At 68.9% G+C, this 25,243-nt stretch carries 19 protein-coding genes; 13 read left to right on the forward strand and 6 right to left on the reverse strand.

Annotation, left to right across the window (positions count from 1 at the left end):
* Positions 1-186 precede the first annotated feature (186 nt).
* Positions 187-891, forward strand: a complete 705-nt coding sequence (locus DMH03_RS11240) for an LPXTG cell wall anchor domain-containing protein (protein ID WP_125791947.1) — start codon at positions 187-189, stop codon at positions 889-891.
* A 44-nt stretch (positions 892-935) separates the two neighbouring features.
* Here the strand turns inward: DMH03_RS11240 and DMH03_RS11245 are convergent, their stop codons facing one another.
* Positions 936-3,230 carry a hypothetical protein gene (locus DMH03_RS11245; protein WP_233611435.1) on the reverse strand — a complete coding sequence of 765 codons (2,295 nt, stop codon included), beginning with the start codon at positions 3,228-3,230 and terminating at the stop codon, positions 936-938.
* A 91-nt stretch (positions 3,231-3,321) separates the two neighbouring features.
* Here DMH03_RS11245 and ahcY point away from each other — a divergent pair, with 91 nt between their 5' ends.
* The gene (gene ahcY / locus DMH03_RS11250) at positions 3,322-4,794 is read left to right on the forward strand and encodes an adenosylhomocysteinase (RefSeq protein ID WP_125791948.1); all 1,473 of its coding nucleotides are present in this window, start codon (positions 3,322-3,324) and stop codon (positions 4,792-4,794) included.
* Between the two features lie 63 nt (positions 4,795-4,857).
* On the opposite strand, the gene DMH03_RS11255 is transcribed toward ahcY, so the two are convergent.
* Entirely contained in the window at positions 4,858-5,895 is a 1,038-nt protein-coding gene (locus tag DMH03_RS11255) for a hypothetical protein (protein WP_125791949.1), read from the reverse strand.
* Between the two features lie 250 nt (positions 5,896-6,145).
* Between DMH03_RS11255 and DMH03_RS11260 the strand changes: the two genes are divergently transcribed.
* From DMH03_RS11260 to DMH03_RS11270, 3 genes are all read left to right on the forward strand, one after another.
* Positions 6,146-6,715, forward strand: a complete 570-nt coding sequence (locus DMH03_RS11260) for a papain-like cysteine protease family protein (RefSeq protein ID WP_125792888.1) — start codon at positions 6,146-6,148, stop codon at positions 6,713-6,715.
* Positions 6,712-7,479: a hypothetical protein gene (locus DMH03_RS11265; RefSeq protein ID WP_125791950.1), complete on the forward strand. Its 768-nt coding sequence runs from the start codon at positions 6,712-6,714 to the stop codon at positions 7,477-7,479. Before DMH03_RS11260 ends, DMH03_RS11265 begins: the two co-directional genes overlap by 4 nt.
* Before the next feature lie 84 nt (positions 7,480-7,563).
* Entirely contained in the window at positions 7,564-8,196 is a 633-nt protein-coding gene (locus DMH03_RS11270) for a dTMP kinase (protein WP_199748893.1), read from the forward strand.
* A gap of 29 nt (positions 8,197-8,225) precedes the next feature.
* Here the strand turns inward: DMH03_RS11270 and DMH03_RS11275 are convergent, their stop codons facing one another.
* The 4 genes from DMH03_RS11275 to DMH03_RS11290 all read right to left on the reverse strand — a co-directional run bounded on the left by DMH03_RS11275 (position 8,226) and on the right by DMH03_RS11290 (position 13,952).
* Positions 8,226-9,338: an aromatic ring-hydroxylating dioxygenase subunit alpha gene (locus tag DMH03_RS11275; RefSeq protein WP_125791952.1), complete on the reverse strand. Its 1,113-nt coding sequence runs from the start codon at positions 9,336-9,338 to the stop codon at positions 8,226-8,228.
* On the reverse strand, positions 9,335-10,480 hold the full coding sequence (solA, locus tag DMH03_RS11280) for an N-methyl-L-tryptophan oxidase (RefSeq protein ID WP_125791953.1): 1,146 nt from the start codon (positions 10,478-10,480) through the stop codon (positions 9,335-9,337). The genes DMH03_RS11275 and solA overlap by 4 nt, the downstream gene beginning before the upstream one ends.
* Positions 10,477-12,915: an FAD-dependent oxidoreductase gene (locus DMH03_RS11285; protein WP_125791954.1), complete on the reverse strand. Its 2,439-nt coding sequence runs from the start codon at positions 12,913-12,915 to the stop codon at positions 10,477-10,479. Before DMH03_RS11285 ends, solA begins: the two co-directional genes overlap by 4 nt.
* A gap of 251 nt (positions 12,916-13,166) precedes the next feature.
* Positions 13,167-13,952 carry an IclR family transcriptional regulator gene (locus tag DMH03_RS11290; RefSeq protein WP_125791955.1) on the reverse strand — a complete coding sequence of 262 codons (786 nt, stop codon included), beginning with the start codon at positions 13,950-13,952 and terminating at the stop codon, positions 13,167-13,169.
* A gap of 153 nt (positions 13,953-14,105) precedes the next feature.
* Between DMH03_RS11290 and DMH03_RS11295 the strand changes: the two genes are divergently transcribed.
* The 8 genes from DMH03_RS11295 (at position 14,106) to secA (ending at position 25,185) form a co-directional block, all read left to right on the forward strand.
* On the forward strand, positions 14,106-14,423 hold the full coding sequence (locus tag DMH03_RS11295; RefSeq protein ID WP_125791956.1) for a bifunctional 3-phenylpropionate/cinnamic acid dioxygenase ferredoxin subunit: 318 nt from the start codon (positions 14,106-14,108) through the stop codon (positions 14,421-14,423).
* Complete coding sequence (locus tag DMH03_RS11300; protein WP_125791957.1) at positions 14,420-15,556, forward strand: NAD(P)/FAD-dependent oxidoreductase; 1,137 nt, start codon at positions 14,420-14,422, stop codon at positions 15,554-15,556. The genes DMH03_RS11295 and DMH03_RS11300 overlap by 4 nt, the downstream gene beginning before the upstream one ends.
* Before the next feature lie 111 nt (positions 15,557-15,667).
* Positions 15,668-16,345 carry an MtrAB system response regulator MtrA gene (gene mtrA, locus DMH03_RS11305; protein ID WP_005150760.1) on the forward strand — a complete coding sequence of 226 codons (678 nt, stop codon included), beginning with the start codon at positions 15,668-15,670 and terminating at the stop codon, positions 16,343-16,345.
* 43 nt (positions 16,346-16,388) lie between these two features.
* Positions 16,389-18,071 (forward strand): MtrAB system histidine kinase MtrB, encoded by a 1,683-nt coding sequence (gene mtrB / locus DMH03_RS11310; protein ID WP_125791958.1) that lies wholly within the window; start codon positions 16,389-16,391, stop codon positions 18,069-18,071.
* Positions 18,068-19,798: an LpqB family beta-propeller domain-containing protein gene (locus DMH03_RS11315; protein ID WP_125791959.1), complete on the forward strand. Its 1,731-nt coding sequence runs from the start codon at positions 18,068-18,070 to the stop codon at positions 19,796-19,798. Before mtrB ends, DMH03_RS11315 begins: the two co-directional genes overlap by 4 nt.
* A 448-nt stretch (positions 19,799-20,246) precedes the next feature.
* Positions 20,247-20,885 carry a ComF family protein gene (locus tag DMH03_RS11320; protein ID WP_125791960.1) on the forward strand — a complete coding sequence of 213 codons (639 nt, stop codon included), beginning with the start codon at positions 20,247-20,249 and terminating at the stop codon, positions 20,883-20,885.
* Positions 20,886-21,428: 543 nt separating this feature from the next.
* Positions 21,429-22,118, forward strand: a complete 690-nt coding sequence (gene hpf / locus DMH03_RS11325) for a ribosome hibernation-promoting factor, HPF/YfiA family (protein ID WP_125788376.1) — start codon at positions 21,429-21,431, stop codon at positions 22,116-22,118.
* A 235-nt stretch (positions 22,119-22,353) separates the two neighbouring features.
* On the forward strand, positions 22,354-25,185 hold the full coding sequence (secA, locus tag DMH03_RS11330; RefSeq protein WP_125791961.1) for a preprotein translocase subunit SecA: 2,832 nt from the start codon (positions 22,354-22,356) through the stop codon (positions 25,183-25,185).
* The last annotated feature ends 58 nt before the right edge of the window (positions 25,186-25,243 follow it).

The following is a 25,243-nucleotide window of genomic DNA, read 5'->3' on the forward strand; positions in this document are numbered from 1 at the left end:
ATGGTGGGCCGTTTTGTCGGGGGCCCCGGTTTCGGTGTGAAATCGGTGTGCGATAGCGTCCGGTCTCTGCTTCCCCCTGACGGGTGAACGGGACTCGTGCAGACCTACCGCGAGTCGACCTTCATCCCTCCAAAGAGGCGCCACGCTTTGCTCGTTTGTCCCCCGATCGGTACAGGAGAGCTCTGAATGCAGATCAAGTCCAGACGGCGCGTCCGCTCCGCCGTCACCGTCGTCGCCTTCGCCACCGCAGCCCTGCTGGGCACCGCGGGCACCGCCCTCGCGACCCGCAGCGACGACCGCGCCACCCAGGTCGTGGCTGAGAACGCCACCACCTGCGAAGGTGCCAAGCTGCCCGGCAAGGTCCTGCCCACTTCGGACCTGACCTTCACCGGCGGCACGCAGAAGGACATCCACCTCAACATCACCGAGGTCGCCAAGGGCGTCACCGTCACGGCGATCGTGGTCAAGGGCGGCCACGGCTACAACGTCTACGTTCCCGGGGAGAAGGGGCTGCCCGAGAACCCGCCGTGGACGCAGCTGCGTTCGCCGCTGAACAAGGGCGACCAGCAGGCACAGATCAGCCACTGGTTCGTCTGCGGCGAGAAGAAGACGCCGCCGACCGAGCAGCCGAAGCCGTCCGAGCCGACGAAGACCTCGACGGCCAAGCCGCCGACTTCGGCCCCGACCACCACGGACAAGCCGTCCCAGACGTCCGAAGCCCCGACCAGCACCACCGCCCCGGCCCCCGCGGTCGACGGTAACGGTGGCAACGGTGGCGGCCTCGCGGACACCGGTTTCGACAACGCCTGGCTGCTGTGGGCCGGTGGCCTGCTGGTGCTGGCCGGTGCCGGCGTCCTGGTCCTGCTGCGCGTGCGTCGCAAGGCCGACTGAAACTAGCTGACGCCTGAAGGCCCTCTTCCTCGTGAAGGGGGCCTTCAGCGCATTTGCGGGAAGTCCCCGAACAGCGATCCCTGCTCGCCCCAAGGGTTCGTGGGGCGGGGGCGGCCGAGACCGGCGGCCATCGCGACGGCGTTGTCCCATTCGGCGTCGACGACGTAATCCGTGTGCTTGAGGACGCCGGGCGCCCAGCGATGCCGTCCGGTCGGCCCGCGCATCGGGTCGGGCAGCCAGTGGTCGCCGCCGAGCACCAGGACGCCTTGCTCGTCGGCCTCGGCGGCCAGCGGCCCCGTCCCGCCGCCGGGCAGATAGCCGTCGCCCAGCAGTTTCCCGGACACCACGCGATGCCGCCACGTCGTGACTCCGCCACCGAAGATGTCCGTGCCGCGGCACAGCGCCCGCCAGCGGCCGTCGAGATCCTCGTACAACCCGGCGAGCTGCTCCTGCGGCAGCATCGCGGGGAAAGCGCGCTGATAACCCCATTGCAGGGGTGAGCCCGCGGTCAGCAGTCCGACGCGGTCGCGGTCCTCCGGCGGCAGATCGGCGATCACCCGCGCCGCGGCGAGCACGGTCAGCAGGCTGCCGAGGTTGTACCCGGACAGCACGACGCGCGTGCCCGGCTCGGCAAGATGCTCCTTGACCCGGTCCGCGAGTTCCGGGACGACCCTGAGCGCGTAACTCGGCGGCACGGTCGGATGGGCGGCACGCGGCCAGAAGCACACGAGATCCGCCAGCGCGCCGAGGTGACGGCTGCGCTTGGGGGTGGTCGCGGCGGCGAACACGACGCGCAGCAGCCCGGCCGCCATCGCGCCCAGCGCGAACACGCCGATCGCCGAAATCGGTTTGAACCAGTCGGGCAGCGGGCCGAAACCGAAGCGCAGCACCAGGAGTGCGCCGCCGCCCGCCGCCATCGCCAGCGCGACGGTGAGCGCGAGATGGTGCAGATGCTTGCGTTCCCACGAAGCGCGGGCCCACGCACTCGCGGCTTCCTCTTCCTGCGCCTTGTCGATCTCCATCAGCGCGACGATCTTCGGGATGCCGCGGCGCAACCGGCGCAGCGGGACGGCCACCGCGAAGCCCAGCACGCCGAGCACGACGGCGAGCGCGAGCCCGGCGCCCCACAGCACCGTCACCAGGGAGTAGGTGTCGGGCAGCCGGAGATCGGTCGCGCCGACCAGCTGCCGCAGCGCGACCGCGAGCCCGGCGCCGAAACCGCCGCCGAGCAGGCCTGCCAGCGCGACGACCGGCGCCGCCGCCCAGCCACCGAGCCAGGGCCGCAGCCGGTGCGGCAGATGCTTCCAGGCCGACCGGCCGAGCAGCGCAGCCGGGGCGAGCACCAGCGCGAACAGCAAGGTCACCGCGACCATCGCCGCGCCAAGCGCCTCGACCGTCCCGTCCGCTCCGCCGAGCCCGCCGCCCGGCAGACCCGCGGGCAGCGGCGTCCGGCGTACGACGGCGATCCCGACCAGGACGACGGCGACCGCGATCACCCCGCCCCGGATCACCGGTCCGGCGGAGAAGCCGACCGTCGAGGCCACCAGCGCGGCGAGGACGAGCGCCAGCGCGCAGATCCAGACGATCAGGTCGAACGTCACCGTCGGCAGCCGGAACGGCCCGCCGAGCAACGGGAGCGCGACACAGGTCAAGGCGGCGACGGTGTGCAGCGTGCGCAGGCCCGGCGTCCGCGGCAGGTCCTGCGGTTGCAGCGGGCTCGAACTGTGGGCGCGGTGCCGCTTGTTCCGTGACCGCCAGTCCGACGACGGGATCCGGTCGAGCACGAAGATCAGCACCAGCAGCGGGACCACCCCGATCGCGGTCCGCAGCGGCGCGAAGTCCCGCAGGAACGACGGCGCCCCTTCGAGGCAGGACGAACCCGGGGCGAGGCATTGCGCGGCGAACAGGTCGAGCGAGACCACCGCGAGCTGGCTGATCAGCAACATCGTCAGCAGCAGCGAGGCCACCCGCAGCAGCCCTCGGCAAACCGCGCCGAGCACCGCCGCGGACCGCCTGCCCTCCGGGACCGGCGGCAGCATCCAATGCGCGACGTTCGCCAGCGAGAACGGGAACAGCAGCGCCCACGTCGCCTTCGCCGCGCCACCGGAGGTCATCCCGCTCCACAGGTAGCCTTCGAGGATGCGCGGGATCGAACGGCCGAGCGCGGGCAGCACCGGACCGGGAGCGGGACGGCGCAGCCGGTCCGACGGCCGGATCAGCCTGCCGATGCCGTCGCCCGCGACGTCGACGACAGACGTCGAATCCAGCAGGCTTTCACCGCTCGTGCCCACTAGCCCGGGTACGCGTATTTCGACGACGCGGGTGTCGGGACCCGGCATGACCACGGTGAAGGCCTCCAAACCGTTCAGTGGGGACTGAGCCGACAACGGTACTGTTCCGATGTCATCCAACCTTGGAGGAAGCGCGCATATGACCCCCGAAAGCGTTGCCAAGCGGCACGACACCCGCAACGGCATCGAGTTCGCCGTCGCCGATCTCGAGGCCGCCGAGTTCGGCCGCAAGGAGATCCGCCTCGCCGAGCACGAGATGCCGGGCCTGATGGCGCTGCGCCGCGAATACGCCGAGGTGTATCCCTTGCGGGGAGCCCGGGTTTCGGGCTCGCTGCACATGACGGTACAGACCGCGGTCCTGATCGAAACCCTCGTCGCACTGGGTGCCGAGGTGCGCTGGGCCTCCTGCAACATCTTCTCCACCCAGGACCACGCGGCCGCGGCGATCGTCGTCGGCCCGCACGGCACGCCCGAGGAGCCCAAGGGCGTTCCGGTGTTCGCCTGGAAGGGCGAGTCGCTGGAGGAGTACTGGTGGTGCACCGAGCGGATGCTGACCTGGGACGGAGAGGGTCCCAACATGATCCTCGACGACGGCGGCGACGCCACCATGCTGGTGCACAAGGGAACCGAGTTCGAGAAGGCAGGCGTCGTCCCCTCGCCGGACGAGGACACCTCGGACGAGTTCCGCGTGTTCCTGCAGCTGCTGAGTGCTTCGGTCGCGGCCGACACCGGCAAGTGGACCAAGATCGGCGAAGGCATCCGCGGGGTCACCGAGGAGACCACCACCGGCGTGCTGCGGCTCTACCAGCTCGCCGCGGCCGGTGAACTGCTGTTCCCGGCGATCAACGTGAACGACGCGGTGACCAAGTCGAAGTTCGACAACCGCTACGGCATCCGGCACTCGCTGATCGACGGCATCAACCGCGGCACCGACGTCCTCATCGGCGGCAAGGTCGCGGTCGTCTGCGGTTACGGCGACGTCGGCAAGGGCGCCGCGGAATCGCTGCGCGGCCAGGGCGCGCGGGTGATCATCACCGAGATCGACCCGATCTGCGCGCTGCAGGCGGCGATGGACGGCTACCAGGTCAAGAAGCTGGAGAACGTCCTCGGCGAGGCCGACCTCATCATCACGACCACCGGCAACAAGGACGTCGTGCTCGTCGAGCACATGGCGCGGATGAAGCACCAGGCGATCCTGGGCAACATCGGCCACTTCGACAACGAGCTCGACATGGCGGGCCTGCAGCGCTACCCGGGCATCCGGCGGATCAACATCAAGCCGCAGGTCGACGAGTGGGTCTTCCCTGACGGCAAGAGCATCCTGGTGCTGTCCGAGGGCCGTCTGCTGAACCTGGGCAACGCGACCGGGCACCCGTCGTTCGTGATGTCGAACAGCTTCTCCAACCAGGTGATCGCGCAGATCGAGCTGTTCACCAAGCACGAGGAGTACGACAAGGAGGTCTTCCGCCTCCCCAAGAAGCTCGACGAGAAGGTCGCGAAGATCCACCTCGACGCGCTCGGCGGTGAGCTCACGAAGCTGACCAAGGAGCAGGCCGAGTACATCGACGTGGACGTCGAAGGCCCGTTCAAGACCGACCACTACCGGTACTGACGGCTGCCATGAACGGTCCGTTACTGGCAAAATTTGCAAGTAACGGACCGTTCATGGCACGCGCTAGCGCCACTCGACCTCGATGCCGGCCAGCCCCGGCCCGGCGTCGCTGAAGAAACCACTGGTCACGCCGCCCATGTCGAGCGGCAGCTCCTCGGACTCGACGGGCACGGCGTCGTCGCGGGTCCGGAACTGCCGCGTGCAGCGGGCGGGCAGCGCGCCGAGCGCGAACTTGAGCTGCACCAGATAGCTCGAGCACTGGTCCCGCAGCATCCGGAAGTAGCCGGGCGACGCGGTGCCGGAATCGTCGCGGACCTCGAAGCAGAACACGTGGATCTCGCCCTCGGCGAGCTTCCGGTCGAAGAGCAGCTCGGTGGCCATCGTCTCGGCCTCGGCGTTGCGCCGGATCCGGCCGACGCGGCAGCCCTCGGCGGTGATCAGTTCGACGTCGCCGATGTTGCAGCCGGGGTCGCCGTTGTAGACGGTGACGTACCGGTCCGGGCCGTGCCGCCGGGCCCGGCACACCAGCCGGGTCTGGAGACCGACCTGCCGGTGCGCGGCGTCGAAGGTGATCGTGTCGTGCACCGCGAGCATCTCGAGGTCGGCGTTGTAGCGGTTGGACGACGGGTACGCGCCCAGTTCGGCCAGCAGCTGGTCGACGATCGAGCCCATGTCGCCGGACCGGATGTCATGGAAGGACGCGGCCATCTGATGCCCGCGCGCCCGTGTCGTCCGCGGTCCGATCAGTACGACGAGCGCGTCCGGGGGTAGTTGCAGCACCGATTCCAGCGCACGCACGGCCGGGAGCGCCTTGGGTACCTCCGGCTGGCGCAATCCGCGCTGCCAGTAGCTCAATGTCGACTGTCCGATTTGGACACCGCGGAGCCCGAGGTGGGCACGGAGCCGGGCGAGGGACAGCCCCCGGTAGGCGATCGCCTGCCGCAGGGCGTGGTGGAACTCGCCGCTGCGGAGGGCCTCGACGAGCTCCTTGGGCAGGGCTTCGAGCGATTGACGGCGCGTGCCGTCGATGATCGTCGGGGTGTCGGCCCTAGTCGAGGCATGCTCTCCCGCCGAGAACGCATCGACACCGTCTCGTGTCACCGCTCGTCCCTTCACCAGACCAGTGTGTGCGCTGAGCGTGAACACCGCGGAACGTTCACGTTAGCAGCGCACTGTGAACACTACGTCCCCCGTTCGGGGTGGTTGACCCCGGAAGAGTGACCGTTCCGGGGTGTGGAAACGCCCCGGAACGGTCCGTTCCGCCGAGTGCCCATCTTGCTCTGCGTGAACCTTCTGTTCACCGTTGTGACCACATTGGTTCGCCATGGTGACCAGGAGGCCCGTCGTGCCTGTGTTCTCGAGCAGGGTTTGCGCCGCCGGCGCCGCGAGTCTGGCGGCGTGGCTGGCGATCCAGACCCCGGCGAGCGCGCTGCCCTCGCCGGCTGCCGTCCGGCACCCCATCGCCATGCAGGTGCAGGAGAAGTCCCAGTGGTGCTGGGTGGCTTCCGGCAACACCATCGCGGCACACCACGGTGTGGCCCTCACCCAGAACGAATTCTGCCGGATCGCCCACGACGAGCGTCGCCGGGAGTGCGCCGACAAGCCGGGAACGCTGGGCGACGTCCGGCGCGCCTTCGGCAAGCTCGGCTTCTCCTCCCCGGGGAACTACGTCAAGGGCCGCGTGCCCTTCGCCGCCGTCCATGCGCAGACCGGCGCGGGCAAGCCGGTACAGACGCGGGTCGGCTGGGCCGCGGGCGGCGGTCACATGCACGTGCTCTACGGCGCCGACGCCGGCCGGAAGTGGGTCTCGTGGGGGGATCCACTGCCCACCGGGAGCCGCCACAACCGGTCGACCTACGACTTCTACGCCGGTAACAAGTCCTTCACCTGGACTCACACCCTCTCCGGGATCCGGCGATGAGCGCGCGGCGTCTCCTCGGGCTCGCCGGGCTGGTCGCGGTCACGTTGCTGATCTCGGCGCCCGGAGCGCGCGCGGATCACCTGTCCAGTGAAGATCTCGCGGCCGCGAAGGCGGCTGCGGACGACCCCACGCTGCGTGCCGAAATCGGTCGCTTCCTCACCCAGACGAGTGGTTCGAGTCAAACGCCGTCAGTCAGCGTCTCCGACGATTCCTTCCCGGTTTACGAGCTTTCGAGGGACTTCGTCGCCGGAGACGGCGCGGTCGCCGGACGGCTCGCCTACGTCGCGGTCCCGGTGACGGCGTCCGACGGGCAGACCGCGACCCTCTGGTCGGTCCGCGGCGACGACGGCGCCTGGCGCGTCGGCAACATCGCTTCGGGCGACCGGGAAAGCGCACTGGCCCGGCGGCTGCCCGCCGGCGCGGCGCTGCTCCACGAACCCCAGGTCGACGCCTGGTACGCGCTGCGCGACGGCCGGGTGACGCTGCTCGACTCGGGCGCCAGTGGTTCCGCGGCCGGTGCTTCGGTCACCCTCGCGGAGTACCAGAAGACGGTCTCCGGCCGCTACGGCGCCCTGCTCGCGAACTCGCCGTACGCCCAGGAGGGCAAGGCCGGCGGTTACAACGCCCAAGTGATGCCTCGTGGCGACGGCGGCCCCGCGCCCGACGCGCAGGACACCGGCTTCGTGCCGCTGCTGATCTTCGGCGGCTTGCTCCTCATCGGTGTCGCCGGCTTCTTCCTGCACTCGAAGAGGCGCGTCCCCTAGCGGACCGGTGGGCCGGACGTGTGCTGACCCCGTCTGGCCCGCCGGTCGACCAAGGCGCCTTAAGGTAGGCCCGTGGGACGACTCGTGGTGATCGAAGGTCTGGACGGCGCGGGCAAGCGCACCCTCGCCGACGCGCTGACCGGTGCGCTGAACGCGGCCGGGGCGAGCGTCACGTCCATCGCGTTCCCTCGTTACGGCGAAAGCGTGCACGCCGACCTCGTGAAGGAAGCACTGCACCGAGGCCACGGCGACCTCGCCGACTCCGTCTACGGCATGGCGATGCTCTACGCGCTCGATCGGCGGGGCGCGGCCGGCGAGATCCGCGCTCGGCTCGGCGACCACGACGTCGTACTGCTCGACAGGTACGTCGCGTCGAACGCGGCGTACGGTGCCGCCCGGCTCCATCAGGGTGCGGACGGCGAGTTCGTGCGCTGGCTCAAGGAACTGGAGATCGACCGGTTCGGCCTGCCGGTGCCCGTCGCGCATCTGCTGCTCCGGGTCACCGCGGACGTCGCCGCCGATCGCGCGCAGCGCCGCGCGGAGAGCGACGCCGACCGCGCGCGGGATTCCTTCGAGACCGACGACGCGCTCCAGAAGCGGTGCTCGGTGGTATACGACGAACTCGCCGCGACGGGCTGGCTCGCGCCCTGGCACGTTCTCGACGGCGTCGCCGGCGTAGACACCCCCGCTCTCGCGACGTCCCTCCTCCGCGTTTAGTCCTCTGAATGCGGTCCTTACGCGTGCAACTACCGCGTTTCGTCCTCTAAATACGTGAGTAGCCAGGAGTGGAACTCGCCGATGTGGTGTTCGGACGGCATCAGCACCCCGCCGCCGCGGTAGGCGCGGGACGCCATCGCGGGCTGGCAGCGTTCGCAGGCGCCGAAGTCCTGCTCGTTGACGCGGTGGAACAGCTCCACCGAGCGTGACACGTCCCGGCCCGACGCCACGACCTCCTCGGAATAGAGCCAGTCGCATTCGACGACCGTCCGGTCCGGCGCGAGCGGATACATCCGGTGGAAGATCACGTGGTCCGGCACCAGGTTCACGAACACCTGCGGCCGGATGGTGATCGCGTAGTACCGCCTGTCCTGCTCGGTCGCGACATCGCCGAGCCGGTCGAACCCCGAACCGCCGTCGATGGTGAACCCGTCGACGTCCTCGCCGAACTCGGCGCCGTGCCCGACGTAGTACTGCGCCGCGTAACCGTCGGCGAATTCCGGCAGCACCTCGGTCAGCTCCGGATGGATGGTCGCGCAGTGGTAGCACTCCATGAAGTTCTCGACGATCAGTTTCCAGTTCGCCTTGACGTCGTAGGTGATCCGGCGCCCGACCGAGAGCCGGTCGAGGCCGTAGCGCTCGATCGATTCCAGATCGCCCAGCCGTTCCCGCACCGCGCCCTCGACGCCGTCCTCGAACGACGGCGGGTCCGCGGCGAGGCAGACCCACGCGTAGCCCAGCCATTCCCGCAGCCGCACGGCGTGCAGCCCGTACTCCGCCCGGTCGATGTCGGGGAGGTTCGCCAGGTTCGGCGCCGCGATCAGCTTTCCGTCGAGCCCGTACGTCCACGCGTGGTACGGACACTGGAACGCGCGTTTCACCGTGCCCGACTCCTCGGTGCACAGCCGGGCGCCGCGATGGCGGCAGACGTTGAGGAAGGCCCGCAGTCCGCCGTCCCGCCCGCGGCTGACGATCACGCTTTCCCGTCCGATCCGGACGGTCCGGAAGTCGCCCGCCGACGGCAGATCCGCCGCCCGCACCGCGCAGAACCACTGGCGTTCGAAGATCTTCTCCTGCTCGGCCGCGAAGATCACGGGATCGGTGTAGTAGCCGCCGCCGAGTGTCGGGATGAGGCTCGTCATCTCGGGACTCCGGCGAACCGGGCGGGATCGAACAGGGCGACCGGATGCCCGGTCGTGCCGTCCACGACCAGGTCGGCGAGGATCTCACCGACCACCGGGACGAACTTGAATCCGTGCCCCGAGAACCCGCAGGCGACCACCACGCGATCGTGGGCGGGATGGCGGGAGATGACGAAATGCTCGTCGGGGGTGTTCGTGTACATGCAGGTCGCCGCGCGGAGGAACGCGCCGGGCAGCGACGGCATCTTCCGCCCGACGAAACCCGAAATCTCGTCGACCTCCTCGGGGTGCACCGTCCGGTCGATGGTCTCCGGCGTGCACGTCTCGCCGCCGCGGAAGAACGCGACCTTCACGCTCCCGGCGTCGTCGTGTGAGGGGAAACCGTAGAACTGGCGGCCGTTCTCGCCTTCCCAGACGTAGATCGGATGCCGTCCGGCGCGGAACGGCTCCGCCCCGCCCGACGGCGCGAACCAGTACTGGACCTGGCGTTCGATGGTGAAATCGATGCCGAGTTCGGCGAGCAGCTCCGGTGCCCAGGCGCCGGGGCAGATCACCAGCTGGCCCGCCGTGTAGAAGTTCTGTGACGTGCCGACCCGGACACCGGTGGAAGTCTGCCGCCACGAAAGGACCTTCTCCTCGTGGTGCAGCTCGGCTCCGGCCCGGGCGGCGAGCTGGAGATGCGCCGCCACACTGCCTTCCGGCACCACGAACCCGGCGTTCTCCTCGTACAACGCGATTTCGTGGTCCGCCGGGCGCATCGTCGGGAACCGGCGCCGGATCTCCACCGCGTCCAGCAGTTCATGCGGCAGCTCCCATTTCCGGGCGCTGGCCAGGCTTCCCGCCACCGTCCGCGAATCGGGGCCGCCGAGCATGATGCCGCCGCAGCGGGTGAAGATCTTCCGGCCGGAATCCCGTTCGACGCCGTCCCACAGTTCGTGCGCCCGCAGCAGGAGCGGGACGTACGCGGGATCCTCGAAGTACGCCTGCCGGGTGATCCGCGAGCCGCCGTGGCTGGACCCGAGATTGTGCACCGGCGCGAACCGGTCGATGCCCAGCACGCGCTGTCCTCGCCGGGCGAGCCGGTACGCGGCCGCGCTGCCCATCCCGCCGAGACCGATGACGATGACGTCGTACTGGTTCATGCGGCGCTCCTGATCCGGGTCATGCCGGGGTCGAACAGCGGCTCACGCGCCACGACGGCGGGGATCCGCTCGCCGAAGTACTCGATCTCCAGCGACCTGTCCGGCTGGGCGAATTCCACCGGAAGCCAGGCGTACGCGATGTTCTTGCCGACGGTGTAGCCGTACGCGGCGCTGGTGACGTACCCGGCCGGACGGCCGTCGGCGTACACCGGTTCCTTGCCGAGCACGACGGAGTACGGATCGTCGATGGTGAGGCAGGTCAGCTTCCTGGTGACCGTGTCCTCCGAGCGGCCCGCCAGCGCGTCGCGGCCGATGAAGTACCCCTTGTCCATCCGCACGGCGAAACCGAGCCCGGCCTCGTACGGATCGTGTTCGGCGGTGACGTCCGTGCCCCATAGCCGGTATCCCTTCTCCAGGCGCATGCTGGAGAAGGCGTCCCGTCCGGCGGCGATGATCCCGTATGCCTGCCCGGCTTCCCAGAGCGTGTCCCACAGCCGGCGGCCGAGGTCCGCGCTCGTGTAAAGCTCCCAGCCGAGTTCGCCCACATAGGACAGTCGCATCGCGGTCACCGGCACTTGGCCGACGTACGCCTGCTTCGTCTTGAAGTAGCCGATGGCCTTGTGTGAGAAGTCCGTTGTGGACAGTGGCTGCAGTACCGCTCTGGCGAGCGGGCCCCAGAGCCCGATGCAGCAGGTGCCCGGAGTCGTCTCGTGGATCTGCGCGGCGCCGTCGCCGGGGAGGTGCCTTCGCAGCCAGTCGATGTCGATCGGGCTGTTGAGGCCGACCTGGAACCGCTCGGCACCGAGCCGGGCGACGGTCAGGTCGCTGCGCACCCCTCCGTCCTCGTCGAGCATCAGCGTGTACGTGACCGAACCGGGCTTCTTGTCGAGCTGGTTCGTGGTCATCGTCTGCAGGAACGGCAACGCGCCAGGACCCGTGACCTCCACGCGTTTCAGCGACGTCATGTCGAACATCGCCACCCGCTGCCGCGCCACCAGCGCTTCGGCGCCGCCGATCGGCGACCAGTACCGCGCGGCCCAGTCGTTGCGCTCCGGGATGAGGCCGACCTCCGGGAGATCCGCGTTCGCCTCGTACCAGTGCGGCCGTTCCCAGCCGCTCGCTTCGAGGAAGAACGCGCCGAGCTCGGCTTGCCTCCCGTGGAAGGGACTCGTTCGCAGCGGCCGTGGTTCTTCCATGGGCTGCAAGGGATGAACGACGTCGTAGACCTCGGCGAAACTCTGGCAGCTACGCGCCATGACGTAGTCCGGGGCCAGCTGCACCCGCTCGAACCGCGCGAGGTCGCAGCCGTGCAGATCCGCGTCGGGCCGTCCGTCGACCAGCCATTGCGCCATGGCCCGCGCGACCCCGGCCGAATGCGTGATCCAGACGGCTTCGGCGACCCAGAAGCCATCGAGATCCGGATGCTCGCCCAGCAGCGGCATACCGTCCGGGGTGAAGGAGAACAGGCCGTTGATGCCTTCCTCGACCTTCGTTTCACCCAGCGACGGCAGCAGGTCGACGGCGGCGGCCCAGGACGGCTCGAAGTCGTCAGGGGTGAACGCCAGTTCCGACGGCATGCCCTCGCCCGCCCCGATCTCCCCGGCGGGCAACGGCATCGGCCGGTGCCCGTACGCGCCGATGCCGATCCGGTCGACGTGTTCGCGGAAGTAGAGGTCGGCGTCCTGATGCCGCAGGATCGGCCGGGTGGCCTCCTCGGTCACCCCGGCGAGTGACGGCAGCGGGCTGGTGCGCGCGTACTGATGCGCCATCGGGACCAGCGGGATCGTGAGGTCCACCAGTTCGCCGAGCAACGGCCCCCACATCCCGGCGCAGGAGAGCACGATGTCCGCGCGGAAGTTCCCGGTCTCGGTGGTGACGCCGGTGACCCGGCCGCCCGACCGTTCGATCCCGACGACCTTCTGGCGCGAGAGGAACCTCGCGCCGCGCCCGATCGCCCGGCGGGCCTGCGCCTCGGCCGCCCGCAGGGGCTTGGCCAGCCCGTCGGAGGGAATATGGAACCCGCCGAGCACCTTGGCCGGATCGAGCAGCGGATGCAGCGCGGCGCATTCGGCCGGTTCGATCAGCCTGCTTTCGACACCCGACGCGGCCGCCCAGCCGTGACGGCGCTTGAGGTCGGCGAGCCGTTCCGGCGTCGTGGCCACCTCCAGCCCGCCGACGGGGCGGAAACACGGCTTCCCGTCGAGGTCGAGCGCACCGTATTTGGCGACGGTGTACCGGGCGAACGACGTCATCGTGCGGCAGGCGTTGGTCTGGAAGACCAGCCCTGGCGCATGCGAACTCGACCCGCCGGTGGTGAACAGGTCGCCCTGGTCCAGCACGGTGAGGTCGGTCCAGCCACGTTCGGTGAGCTCGTCGGCGAGCGCGCAGCCGACGATGCCGGCGCCGATCACGACGACGCGGGGTCCTGGGGGCATGGTGGGGTACCTCCTGCCTGCCCGGAGGAGTCCACAAAGGACACACGGGCATCGGGGTGACAGGCGCTGTTGCGGATGAGGCACGTTGTTCCGTCTTCAGCAACAAAGTGCGGCACGTGCGGGCACGCTGTCAAGAGCCGAAACGGTCGCGCTTGTCAACCGGCGCGTGCTAGGAACGGTCCTTTCCTTGCAAATTTCGCAAGGAAAGGACCGTTCCTAGCACGCTGAGGGACGTGAGAGGGCAGGTCGCGTCAGTCCGCGAAGTGACCCAGCTGCGCCGAAAGATCCGCCGCCGCCTCCGCGAGCGGCCGCACGATCTGCCGCACCCGCTGTTTCGAAAGCCGGTACGACGGGCCCGAAGCGCTCATCGCCGCGATGACCTCGCCGCCGGGGCCGTACACCGGCACCGCGATCGCGTGCATCCCCAGCTCCAGCTCCTCGAAGCAGGCCGCGTACCCGTCCTCGGCGACCCTTTCGAGTTCCGCGGTCAGCTGCTCCGGATCGGTCATCGTCCGGGGCGTGAACTGTTCGAGTTTCCGCCGGAGCAAACGTTTGCGTTCGGCGTCGCCAAGGTGCGCGAGCAGCACCTTCCCGCTGGACGTCGCGTGCAGTGGCGTGCGCTGGCCGGTCCAGTTCTGGGTGGAGATGGCGGCCGAGCCGCGGGCCTGGCTGATGTTGATCGCGACCCCGTCGTCGGCGATCGCGATGTTGACCGTCTCGCCGAGCGTCTCCGCCAGGCTCAGGCAGGTCTGCCTGCCGATCTTCGCCAGGTCCATCCGGCCGGCGGCGGCGCCGGCGAGCCGGACGATGCCGAAGCCGATCGCGTATTTGCCGCGTTCGCCGAGCTGCTCGACCAGGCCGCGGTTCTCCAGGACGCTCAGCAGGCGGGACGCCGTCGACTTGTGCACGCCGAGCTCGCCCGCGATCTCGGTGATCCCGGTTTCCCCGTTGCGCGCCAGTAGTTCCAGCACGCTGATCGCGCGGTCGACGGACTGTACCTGGCTGGGCGTTGCGTTCCCCGCGTCCTGGTTCCGCATGACGCAACAGTAGCCGTTTCGCCCGCATCCGCTCGGCTGAGTGGGCGAATCCCTTGACTCGTCGGCCCCTCAGGGGTGATTGTTGCGCAGAGCACGTCCCGTCTCGTAATACGCAACATCAACAAACCGTCGGTCCTTTCCCCGGAGGCCCCGATGATCCGTGCCTGCTCCGTTTCCGACCTGCCCGAAGGCGAAGCCGTCCGCTTGGACGGCCCTGTGCCCGTTTCGGTCTTCCATAGCGAGGGCGGCTACTACGCCCTCGACGACACCTGCAGCCACCAGGACGCGTCGCTCGCCGACGGCTGGATCGAGGGTTGCTTCGTCGAATGCCCGCTGCACGCCGCGCGGTTCGATCTGCGGACCGGCGCCCCCGACTGTCTTCCCGCCAAGAACGCCGTGCGCACCTATCCGGTCGTGGTCGCCGACGGCGTGATCTACGTGGACACCGAGGCGCGCCGGGAAGTCGCTTGAGATCGGTCGCCGTCGTCGGCACCTCGCTGGCGGGACTTCGTTCGGCACAGGAGTTGCGCGGCCAGGGTTTCGACGGACGGCTGGTGATGATCGGCGCCGAGCCACCGTACGACCGGCCGCCGTTGTCGAAGGAGTTCTTGCTGGGCAAGGCTTCCGCCGACGACCTCGCGCTCGCCGGACAGGACGACCTCGACGCGCTGTCCGCCGAATGGCATCTCGGCGTCCGCGCCGAAAAGTTCGGCCGGGATGGCGTGACGCTCGGCGACGGCACCACGATCGCCGCCGACGGCTACGTCATCGCGACCGGTGCGGTGGCCAGAACCCTTGGCGCGGCAAGGGATCTGACCGGCGTCCACACCTTGCGGACGCTCGGCGACGCCGTCGCGCTGAAACGGGATCTCGTGGCGGGGCCTTCCTCGGTGGCCGTCATCGGCGCGGGATTCATCGGCGCGGAGGTCGCGTCCGCTTGCCGCCTGCTCGGCCACGAGGTCACCGTGATCGAAGCGCTGCCCGTGCCGCTCGCCGCCGTCCTCGGCGCGCGGATGGGCGCGGTCTGCGGGGAACTGCACGCCGAGAACGACGTCCGGCTGATCACGGGCGTTCCCGTCGACGGCTTCACCGGGACCGGTCGCGTCACCGGTGTGCGGCTCGCCGACGGCAGGGAGATCCGCGCCGATCTCGTCGTCGCCGGCGTGGGGGCGCGGCCCGCCACCGACTGGCTGACCGGTTCCGGGATCGCCGTCGACGACGGGGTGCTGGCCGATTCCGGCTGTGTCACAGCGAATCCCCGAGTGATCGCGGTGGGTGACGTCGCCAGGTACCGCTGCCGTCTGCGCGACAGGCGGGTCCGCGCCGAACATTGGACGGCGGCCGGCGAACAGCCGCGCGTCGCGGTCGCGAACCTGCTCGCCGGTTCGACCGTCACGCATTTCGCACGACACGGTTACTTTTGGTCCGATCAGTACGGAAGGCGGCTCCAATTCGCCGGAGTGGCCACGGAAGACGTGCGGATCGCCGAAGGTGACGTCGCCTCGAAGCGCTTCGTCGCGACCTATCACCGCGACGACGTCCTGACCGGCGTCTTCGCGATCGACTCCCCAAAGCCGTTCACCAGGCTCCGACGTGCTCTCTAGGGCCCGAAGACCCTACTCGGATGGAGCAATTTGCCCGATTCGATGATCTTTCTGGTGGTCACATCGCCGGGTCGCGCGCCTGCGCGGGGAAACTAGTGCGAACATAGGTTTATGAAGGCACGCGTTCTGGTCGTCGACGACGACCCTGCTCTCGCGGAGATGCTCACCATCGTGCTGCGTGGGGAGGGGTTCGACACAGCCGTCGTCGCCGACGGCTCACGTGCGCTGCCCGCGCTCCGTGAGCTGAAACCCGACCTGGTCCTCCTCGACCTCATGCTGCCCGGGATGAACGGCATCGACGTCTGCAAGGCGATCCGCGCCGAGTCCGGTGTGCCGATCGTGATGCTCACCGCCAAGAGCGACACCGTGGACATCGTCCTCGGGCTCGAGTCGGGGGCCGACGACTATGTGGTCAAGCCCTTCAAACCGAAGGAACTCGTGGCCCGCGTCCGTGCCAGGATGCGCCGCACCGAGGCCGAGCCCGCCGAGTCGCTGACGATCGGCGACCTCGCGATCGACGTACCCGGCCACGAGGTGACGCGGGAGGGCAAGGCCATCCCGCTGACCCCGCTGGAGTTCGACCTCCTGGTCGCGCTCGCCCGCAAGCCGCGTCAGGTGTTCACCCGCGAGGTGCTCCTCGAGCAGGTGTGGGGTTACCGCCACGCCGCCGACACCCGTCTGGTGAACGTGCACGTCCAGCGGCTGCGCTCGAAGGTGGAGAAGGACCCGGAACACCCGGAGGTGGTGTTGACCGTTCGCGGCGTCGGGTACAAGGCCGGCCCGCCGTGATCACCCCGTGAGCGGACGCTTGCGAAGGCTTGCCCAAACCACGATGCGCCACCTCCGGCGCATCGTGGTTTTCGTGCGCCGCAAGGTCGTCTCGTTCAACGAACTGTGGCGGCATTCGCTGCAGTTCCGGGTCACCGTGTCCACGCTGGCGCTCTCGTCGGCCGTGGTGTTCGTACTGGGCATGGTGCTGCAGAACCAGATCACCGAACGGCTGCTCGAGACGAAGCAGAACGCGGCGATCGCGCAGACGAGGGCGGTCGTCGAGACCGCGGCCAGTGAGCTGGTCGGCGTCGGCACCGAATCCTCGGACGCGATGACGGCGCGGTTGAACAACGCGCTGAAGAAGATCACCAGCACCACGACCGCGAAGGACGGCGCCGGATCGGCGGCGGGCACCTTCGATCCGGTGCTGGCCGCGGGAGGCCGCGACCAGTCGAGCAGGCCCGCCGCCGCGGGCCCGTACGACAAGGTGCCGGTGCGGCTGCGCCAGTTCGTGGAGACCGAGCAGGTCAGCTACCTGATGCACACGGTCACCGAGGCCGACGGCGGCAAGACGACGTATCTGATCGTCGGCGCGCCGGTGACCACGATGATCAACCCGCTCCAGCTCTACCTGCTGTACCCGCTGACCAGCGAGCAGAACACCGTCTCGACCGTGCAGAACACGCTGCTCGTCGGCGGTCTCGTGCTGCTGCTCCTGCTGGCCGGGATCACGAACCTGGTCACGAGACAGGTGGTCCGGCCGGTCCGGCAAGCCGCCGCGGCGGCCGAACAGTTCGCGGGCGGCGAGCTCGACCAGCGGCTCGCCGTGCTCGGCGAGGACGATCTCGCCAAACTCGCCGTGTCCTACAACGAGATGGCCGCGAGTATCCAGCGGCAGATCCGCCAGCTGGAGGAGTTCGGCGGGTTGCAGCGCCGGTTCACCTCCGACGTCTCGCACGAACTACGCACCCCGTTGACCACCGTCCGGATGGCCGCCGACGTGCTCCACGCGTCGCGCGAGCAGTTCCCGGCCGGGCTCGCCCGCTCCACCGAACTGCTGGTCGACGAGCTCGACCGGTTCGAGGCGCTGCTCGGCGACCTGCTGGAGATCAGCAGGCTCGACGCCGGGGTCGAGGAGCTTTCGGCCGAGCTGATCGACGTCCGGCCGATCGCGACCAGGGCCGTCGAACAGGTCCGGGTGATCGCGGGCAACGCGGGCAGTTCGGTCGAGCTGATCCTGCCGGACGAGGAGGCGCCCGCCGAGGTCGACGCGCGCCGCGTCGAGCGGATCCTGCGCAACCTGCTGGCCAACGCGGTCGACCACAGCGAAGGGAACCCGGTGGTGCTGACACTGGCGGTCAACGAGACCGCGGTCGCCATCACGGTGCGGGACCACGGTGTCGGGCTCCAGCCCGGCGAGGCGGAACTGGTGTTCAACCGCTTCTGGCGGGCCGACCCGTCCCGCAACCGCCGGACCGGCGGCACCGGGCTCGGCCTCGCGATCAGCCAGGAGGACGCCCGGTTGCACGGCGGCCTGCTCGACGCGTGGGGCGAGACCGGCCACGGCGCCTGCTTCCGGCTCGTGCTGCCTCGGCAGCAGGACACGCCGATGGGGGAGAGCCCGCTGGTCCTGCCACCGCCCGATCACCAGGGGACCGAGCCGCACGGGTCGTCGTCCGGACTGCTCGAGGTCCGGCCCGCCCCCGACGCGATCCTCGCCGAGCCAGAGGAGGTGGGCCGGTGAAGCGGCTGCTGCCCCTGCTCGCGGCGTTCCTGCTGGTCGCGGGCTGCGCGAACATCCCGCTCGAATCCCAGCCCGTCGCCGTCCCCGGGGAAAAGCCGGGGCAGGCACCGGCGGACGTCGCCGAACCGGTGGCCGGGATCGACCCGCTGACCGTCACCCGCCAGTTCATCCGCAACTCCGCGACGCCGGGTACGGGGAACGCCGACGCGCGGGTCTACCTCGACGAAGAGGCCCGCCGCAACTGGAAGCCGTCGCCGGGGCTGACGATCATCGACAACACCTTCGGCACCGTTTACGACACTTCGTCGCCCTCGGCGAACCCGGACGAACAGACGGTGAACGTCCGCGGGTTCAAACTCGGCAACCTGAGCCCCGACAGCGCGTTCATCCCGGTGAAGGCCGAGTACTCGCAGCAGTTCAAGCTGCGGAAGCAGCCGAACGGCCAATGGCGGATCGTGGACCCGCCGCAGGAACTCGCCGTCATCGACGAGGATTTCGCGACCAACTACTTCCGGGTGCCGATCAGCTTCTACTCGCAGGATTCCGGCGCCTTCGTCCCCGACCTCCGGTACGTCGCGGCGAAACCGCAGGCCGGATTGCCCGGCCGGGTGATGGACCTGGTGCTGCAGGGACCGTCGGAAGGGTTGAAGGGCGCGGTCAAGGACCTCCTCGGCGACCAGGTCACCACCGAGTCCAACGTCCGCAGCACGGACGACGGGACCCTGGACATCAACCTGACCGGCGTCGGCGGGGCCAGCCTCGCGGACCGGAGCCTGATCGCCGCGCAGATCGTCCTCTCGTTGCAGACGGTGACGCTGAGCCGGATCCGGCTGCTCGCCGACGGCACCGCGCTGGTGCCCGAACACGAATACTGGCGCTCCAGCGAACTGCCCAACTACAACGTGGACATCGCGCCCAACTCGGAGCTGCTGGGACTGATGACCGTGAACGGGCGGGTCCGGTCGCTCGGCGACGGGGCGCCGGTCGGCGGGCCCGCGGGCAACGGCGGGTACAAGGTCGTCAGCGCCGCGCAGTCCGTCGACGGCAAACGGCTCGCGGTGGTCGAAGAACGCGAAGGCAGGCAGTGGCTGCGGGTCGGCGAACTGGGGCACGACCTCGGTTCGGTGGACCTGTTCGGCGGCAGCCTGAGCCGCCCCACCTGGCGGCCGGTCGCCCGCGGCGGCGGCGGGATTTCGGGCGAGGTCTGGACGGTCGTCGACCACAACACCGTCGCCAGGGTCACCCTGGCCGCAGACGGCCGCTGGGTGAAGGCCGGCGTCGACGCGACCATGCTCACCAGCCTCGGCCAGATCACCGAACTGCGGCTTTCGCGCGACGGCTCACGGCTGGCCGCGGTCGTCAACGGGCAGCTGGTGGTCGCCTCGATCGTGCGGACGGCGGATTCGGTGGCACTGCGGGCGCCGCGGAAACTGCAGGAACGCGACCTCAAGGACGTCGTCGACGTCGACTGGGCGACCCAGGACCACCTGATCGCCGCGACCTCGTCGAGCACCCTGCCGGTGGTCAAGGTGCCGCTGGACGGGCAGCGGATGGACACCTTCAGCGGCTCGAACCTGACCCCGCCGGTGCACGGCGTCACCGCGGCCCCGAGCAGGCAGAACCTGGTCGCGGACGCGGGTGGGCTGTGGGTCGCGTCCGAACTGGGCGAGGTGTGGCGGCCGCAGGCGCACACCGTCACCGACGCGGACCCGTTCTACCCGGGCTGAGCGTTCTTCTAAGTACATGAAGGCCCCCTTCCTTGCGTCAGGCGCAAGGAAGGGGGCCTTCATGTACTTGGCGCCGTCTTCGCGGCGGCGCTGATGGGGGAGCAAGGGACCTTTAGTATCGCTAGCTTTCCTAGCGGCGCTAGCGAAATCTGGGCTCCGGAAGTCCGTGAAGGCCTCCTTGAGGGACCCAGAGTCCCTCAAGGAGGCCTTCACGGACCGCGCCCCAGGGTGAGCTAGGACGGTCAGGAGAGGCGAAGGTGTGCAGCGACGCGAAGGCGCGTAGCGCGCGAAGGCGTCAGAGGCGGCGAAGGTGTGTCTCCGCAACGCGCACGGCCTTCTCCGGAACTGCTGTCATGACTGGCCCCTTCAGGCCCGAAAGTGTCCAAACAGGACCTGTCACGACATAACGGACCCCGGAACTGTCGGAGCCCCGGCCGACACTCGCCCCATGTCCAAAATCCTCGATCTCCTCATCCCCGCCCGCTGCGCGTCCTGCGGAGTGCCGGGCGCGCCCTGTTGTGCGACCTGTCAGACCGTCTGGGGTTCGCTCAGCGAGATCACCCGAGGCCCGACGGCCGGTCTCGTCCCCGTCTACGCCCTGGCTCGGTACGCCGACGAAGCCCGTCGCCTGATCCTCGCCTACAAAGAACACGGCCGCCGCGACCTCGCGCCGTCCCTCGGGCGGGCGGTCGCCGATGCCCTGGAGCAGCTGCCAGGCGAGCCGCGAGGCCCTTGTCTCGTCCCTGTCCCGTCGAGACGGCACGCGTCGCGTGTCCGAGGTGGACCGCACGTCCAGCGTGTCGCCGAAGAATGCGCGAAAGTGCATGCGAGCGAAGGAAAATCGGCGACGGTGGCGCCGGTCCTCAAGCTCGGCGCCGGGGTCCGCGACGCCGTCGGGCTCACCCGTGCCGAGCGGGCGGCGAACCTCGACGGTCGCGTTCGCCTCCTTCGCGGGGACTGTCCGAAGAGAGTCGTACTTCTTGACGACGTGATCACAACCGGAGCGACCGTCGCCGCTTGTGCACGCCTTTTGGGGGTAAACGGAATTCACGTTTCCGCGGTGATCGCACTGGCCGCCACCGGGTGATCGGGGCGTCACCTACAAGAGTGATGAATGATCGGGAACGCGAATGGGTACATGGGCGTTGACGAGATATGAGGGACCTTCCGGGGAACACTCCAACGGCCCGCCACTCCACCGGGGTGGCGGCGGTTTCCCCCGAGAGCGTCACCCTCGGCTTTTTCCTGTCCGAAGGCTTGCGCCGTCCGCGTGAAAACAAATCACGGGGACGACGCCCGACAGGCCGGATTGTCCCGCTGGTCGCACCCTTGTCGTCGCATGCGGTGACGAGGTCTCACGTCCTGATATCCCCCGGCTCGGGGGCTGTTGCTCGCGGCGTGTTAGAGCTAACGTGCAGCGCTATCAGCAATCCCGGCAGGCAGGGAGGTGACCAGCCCATGTCCCTGGCGCCGGAGCCGCGCTGAGTCCGCGCTCGGACATCCGACACGAGACGTCGTGACCGTATGCCGAGTTCCCTCATCGCCCGCGATCCGGGCTTCGTCCCCGCATTACCGGCGCCCTAGTGAACACATCTACAGCTCGCAGTCATTTCAGCGAGGGAGGTCGTGTATGGACATCGTCGTTAAGGGCCGCAACGTGGAGGTGCCCGACCACTATCGGGCACTTGTCAGCGAAAAGCTGGCCCGGCTAGAGCGCTACGACAAGAAGGTCATCCGTTACGACGTGGAGCTCTTCCACGAGCCCAATCGCCGGCAGTCGAAGAACTGCCAGCGCGTCGAAATCACCGGGAAGGGCCGAGGCCCCGCCGTACGCGCCGAGGCGTGTGCCGGCGACTTCTACGCAGCGCTGGATTCCGCACTGAACAAGCTCGAAAACAGGTTGCGGAAGACACACGACCGCCGGCGCGTGCACTACGGCCGCAGCCGCCCGGAATCCGTCGCCGAGGCGACCTCGATGGCGGCCGCCGGTGGTATGACCACCGACACCCGGCATCTTGCGGGAACCGCTGTACTCGAAGCGCCCGAGGCCGAACCCCTGGCCAACGGTTTCGCTGTCGAGAGCGGTGAAGAGTTCGAGATGCCCCAGCAGCGCTGGGATGACGGGGTGACCGAACACCAGCCCGGTCGCATCGTCCGCGAGAAGAAACACGACGCGGAGCCCATGACGGTCGACCAGGCTCTCTATGAGATGGAACTGGTCGGTCACGACTTCTATCTGTTCAACGACTCCGACGCCGGGTGCCCGAGCGTCGTCTATCGGAGGCGAGGCTTCGACTACGGCGTCATCCGGCTGAGTTAGCCGGCCCCTACGTCCATGACGGCGGCCCGCACGCGTCCCGTGCGGGCCGCCGTCGTGTCCGGATCAGGCGGGATACGCCCCCGCTCGGTCAGGTACCGACCGACGGTGCGTGCGCGAACACCGGGGTGTTCCCTACGATGGGGGCGGACGGTGGTGCGTTACCCGGCACCACCGCGTACGAGATTGCCCGGGACCGGCTCGGGTGCGATCACAATCAGCTAGTGAGGTCGACCGGATGGTGCTGAACCGCCTGCTCCGCGCGGGCGAGGGCAAAATGGTGAAGCGGCTGCGACACATCGCCGATCACATCAACACCCTCGAAGACGACGTCAAGGAACTTTCGGACACCGCGTTGCGGGCCAAGACCGACGAGTTCCGTAAACGGCACGCGGACGGCGAGTCCCTCGACGACCTCCTGCCGGAGGCCTTCGCGGTGGCGAGGGAGGCGGCCTGGCGCGTGCTCGGCCAGCGGCCCTACGACGTCCAGCTGATGGGCGGCGCCGCGCTGCACCTCGGCCAGGTCTCCGAGATGAAGACCGGTGAGGGCAAGACGCTGACCCAGGTGCTTCCCGCGTACCTGAACGGGCTGTCCGGCAAAGGCGTGCACGTCATCACGGTGAACGACTACCTCGCCAAACGTGACGCCGAGTGGATGGGCCGGATCCACCGCTTCCTCGGCCTCGAGGTCGGGATCATCCTGGCCGACCAGACGCCCGCGGTCCGCCGCGAGCAGTACGCCGCCGACATCACGCACGGTACGAACAACGAGTTCGGCTTCGACTACCTCCGCGACAACATGGCGTGGAGCCTCGAAGACTGCGTGCAGCGCGGCCACAACTTCGCGATCGTCGACGAGGTGGACTCCATCCTCATCGACGAGGCCAGGACGCCGCTGATCATCTCCGGCCCGGCCGACCAGTCCTCGCGCTGGTACGTCGAGTTCGCCCGGATGACCCCGCTGATGAAGCCGGACATCCACTACGAGGTGGACATCCGCAAGCGCACCGTCGGTGTCACCGAGAAGGGTGTCGCGTTCGTCGAGGACCAGCTCGGCATCGAAAACCTCTACGAGGCCGCGAACACGCCGCTGGTCGGCTACCTGAACAACGCGCTGAAGGTCAAGGAGCTCTACAAGCGCGACAAGGACTACATCGTCCGTGACGGCGAAGTCCTCATCGTCGACGAGTTCACCGGCCGCATCCTGCACGGCCGCCGCTACAACGAGGGCATGCACCAGGCGATCGAGGCCAAGGAAGGCGTCGAGATCAAGGCCGAGAACCAGACGCTCGCCACGATCACGCTGCAGAACTACTTCCGGCTCTACGACAAGCTGTCGGGCATGACCGGTACCGCCGAGACCGAGGCGGCCGAGTTCCACCAGACCTACAAGCTGGGTGTGGTGCCGATCCCGACCAACAAGCCGATGGTCCGCGCCGACCAGGCCGACCTGATCTACAAGACCGAGCAGTCCAAGTTCGAGGCCGTCGCCGAGGACATCGCCGAGCGGCACGAGAAGGGCCAGCCGGTACTGGTCGGCACCACGAGTGTCGAGAAGTCCGAGCACCTGTCGAAGCTGCTGCTCAAGCTGGGTGTCCCGCACGAGGTCCTCAACGCCAAGCACCACGACCGGGAGGCGCTGATCGTCGCCCGCGCGGGGCGCAAGGGCGCGGTCACCGTCGCCACCAACATGGCGGGCCGCGGTACCGACATCGTGCTCGGCGGCAACCCGGACATCATCGCCGACGAGGTGCTGCGCGCCCGCGGTCTCGACCCGGTGGAGCACTCCGAGGAGTACGAGGCCGCCTGGCCGAAGGTGCTCGAAGAGATCCAGGCGGAGACCAAGGCCGAGGCCGAGGAGGTCCGCGAGGCAGGCGGCCTGTACGTGCTCGGCACCGAGCGGCACGAGTCCCGCCGCATCGACAACCAGCTCCGCGGTCGTTCAGGCCGTCAGGGCGACCCGGGCGAGTCCCGGTTCTACCTGTCGCTCGGTGACGAGCTCATGCGCCGCTTCAACGCGACGATGGTCGAGCGGGTCATGACCACCATGCGGCTGCCGGACGACGTGCCGATCGAGCACAAGATGGTCTCCAAGGCGATCAAGAGCGCGCAGACGCAGGTCGAGCAGCAGAACATGGAGATCCGCAAGAACGTCCTCAAGTACGACGAGGTCATGAACGAGCAGCGCAAGGTGATCTACGCCGAGCGCCTGCGCGTCCTCGAGGGCGAGGATCTTCGCGAGCAGATCGAGCACATGCTGGTCGACGTCATCAACGCGTACGTCACCGAAGAGACCTCTTCGGGCTACGCCGAGGACTGGGACCACGAGAAGCTGTGGACGGCGCTCAAGACGCTGTACCCGGTCAAGGTCACCTGGGAAGAGCTCACCGAGGACGACGACCTCGACGCAGACAGTCTGCGTCAGGCGCTGCTCGAAGACGCCCACCGCGCGTACGACGAGCGTGAGGCCGAGATCGACGCCAAGGTCGGCGAAGGCGCGATGCGCAGCCTGGAACGTCAGGTGATGCTCACCGTGCTCGACCGCAAGTGGCGTGAGCACCTCTACGAGATGGACTATCTCAAGGAGGGCATCGGCATGCGGGCCCTCGCCCAGCGCGACCCGGTCATCGAGTACCAGCGCGAGGGCTACGACATGTTCCGCGCGATGCTGGAGTCGCTGAAGGAGGAGGCCGTCGGCTTCCTGTTCAACCTCCAGGTCGAGCAGGCCGAACCCGCCACGCCGTCGCCGGAGTCCGCGTCCGCGCTGCCCGCCGGTGTCGGCTCCGGGAACGGCCAGGCCGCCAACGGCGACGGACGGCACGCCCGTCCGACGCCGCCGCAGGGTCCGGCGACCGACACCGAATCCGTGCCGTCCGCCCTGCGGGGCAAGGGACTCGGCGGCGGTTCGCAGTCCGGGCTGACCATGTCGGGCCCGTCCGAGGACGGCGGCGTCGAGTCGCATTCGGACGGTGGCGCGAGCGACGGCGGTGACCAGAGCGGAACCCGCCGGGAGCGTCGTGCCGCGCAGCGCGCCTCCCAGAAAAAGGGCAAGAAGGGCCCGCGCCGCTAAAGCACCCCAAAGCGCGTGAAGGCCCCCTTCCCCTCGGCTCAACCGGGGGAAGGGGGCC

The organism is Amycolatopsis sp. WAC 01376, from assembly GCF_003947415.1.
Lineage (GTDB): Bacteria > Actinomycetota > Actinomycetes > Mycobacteriales > Pseudonocardiaceae > Amycolatopsis.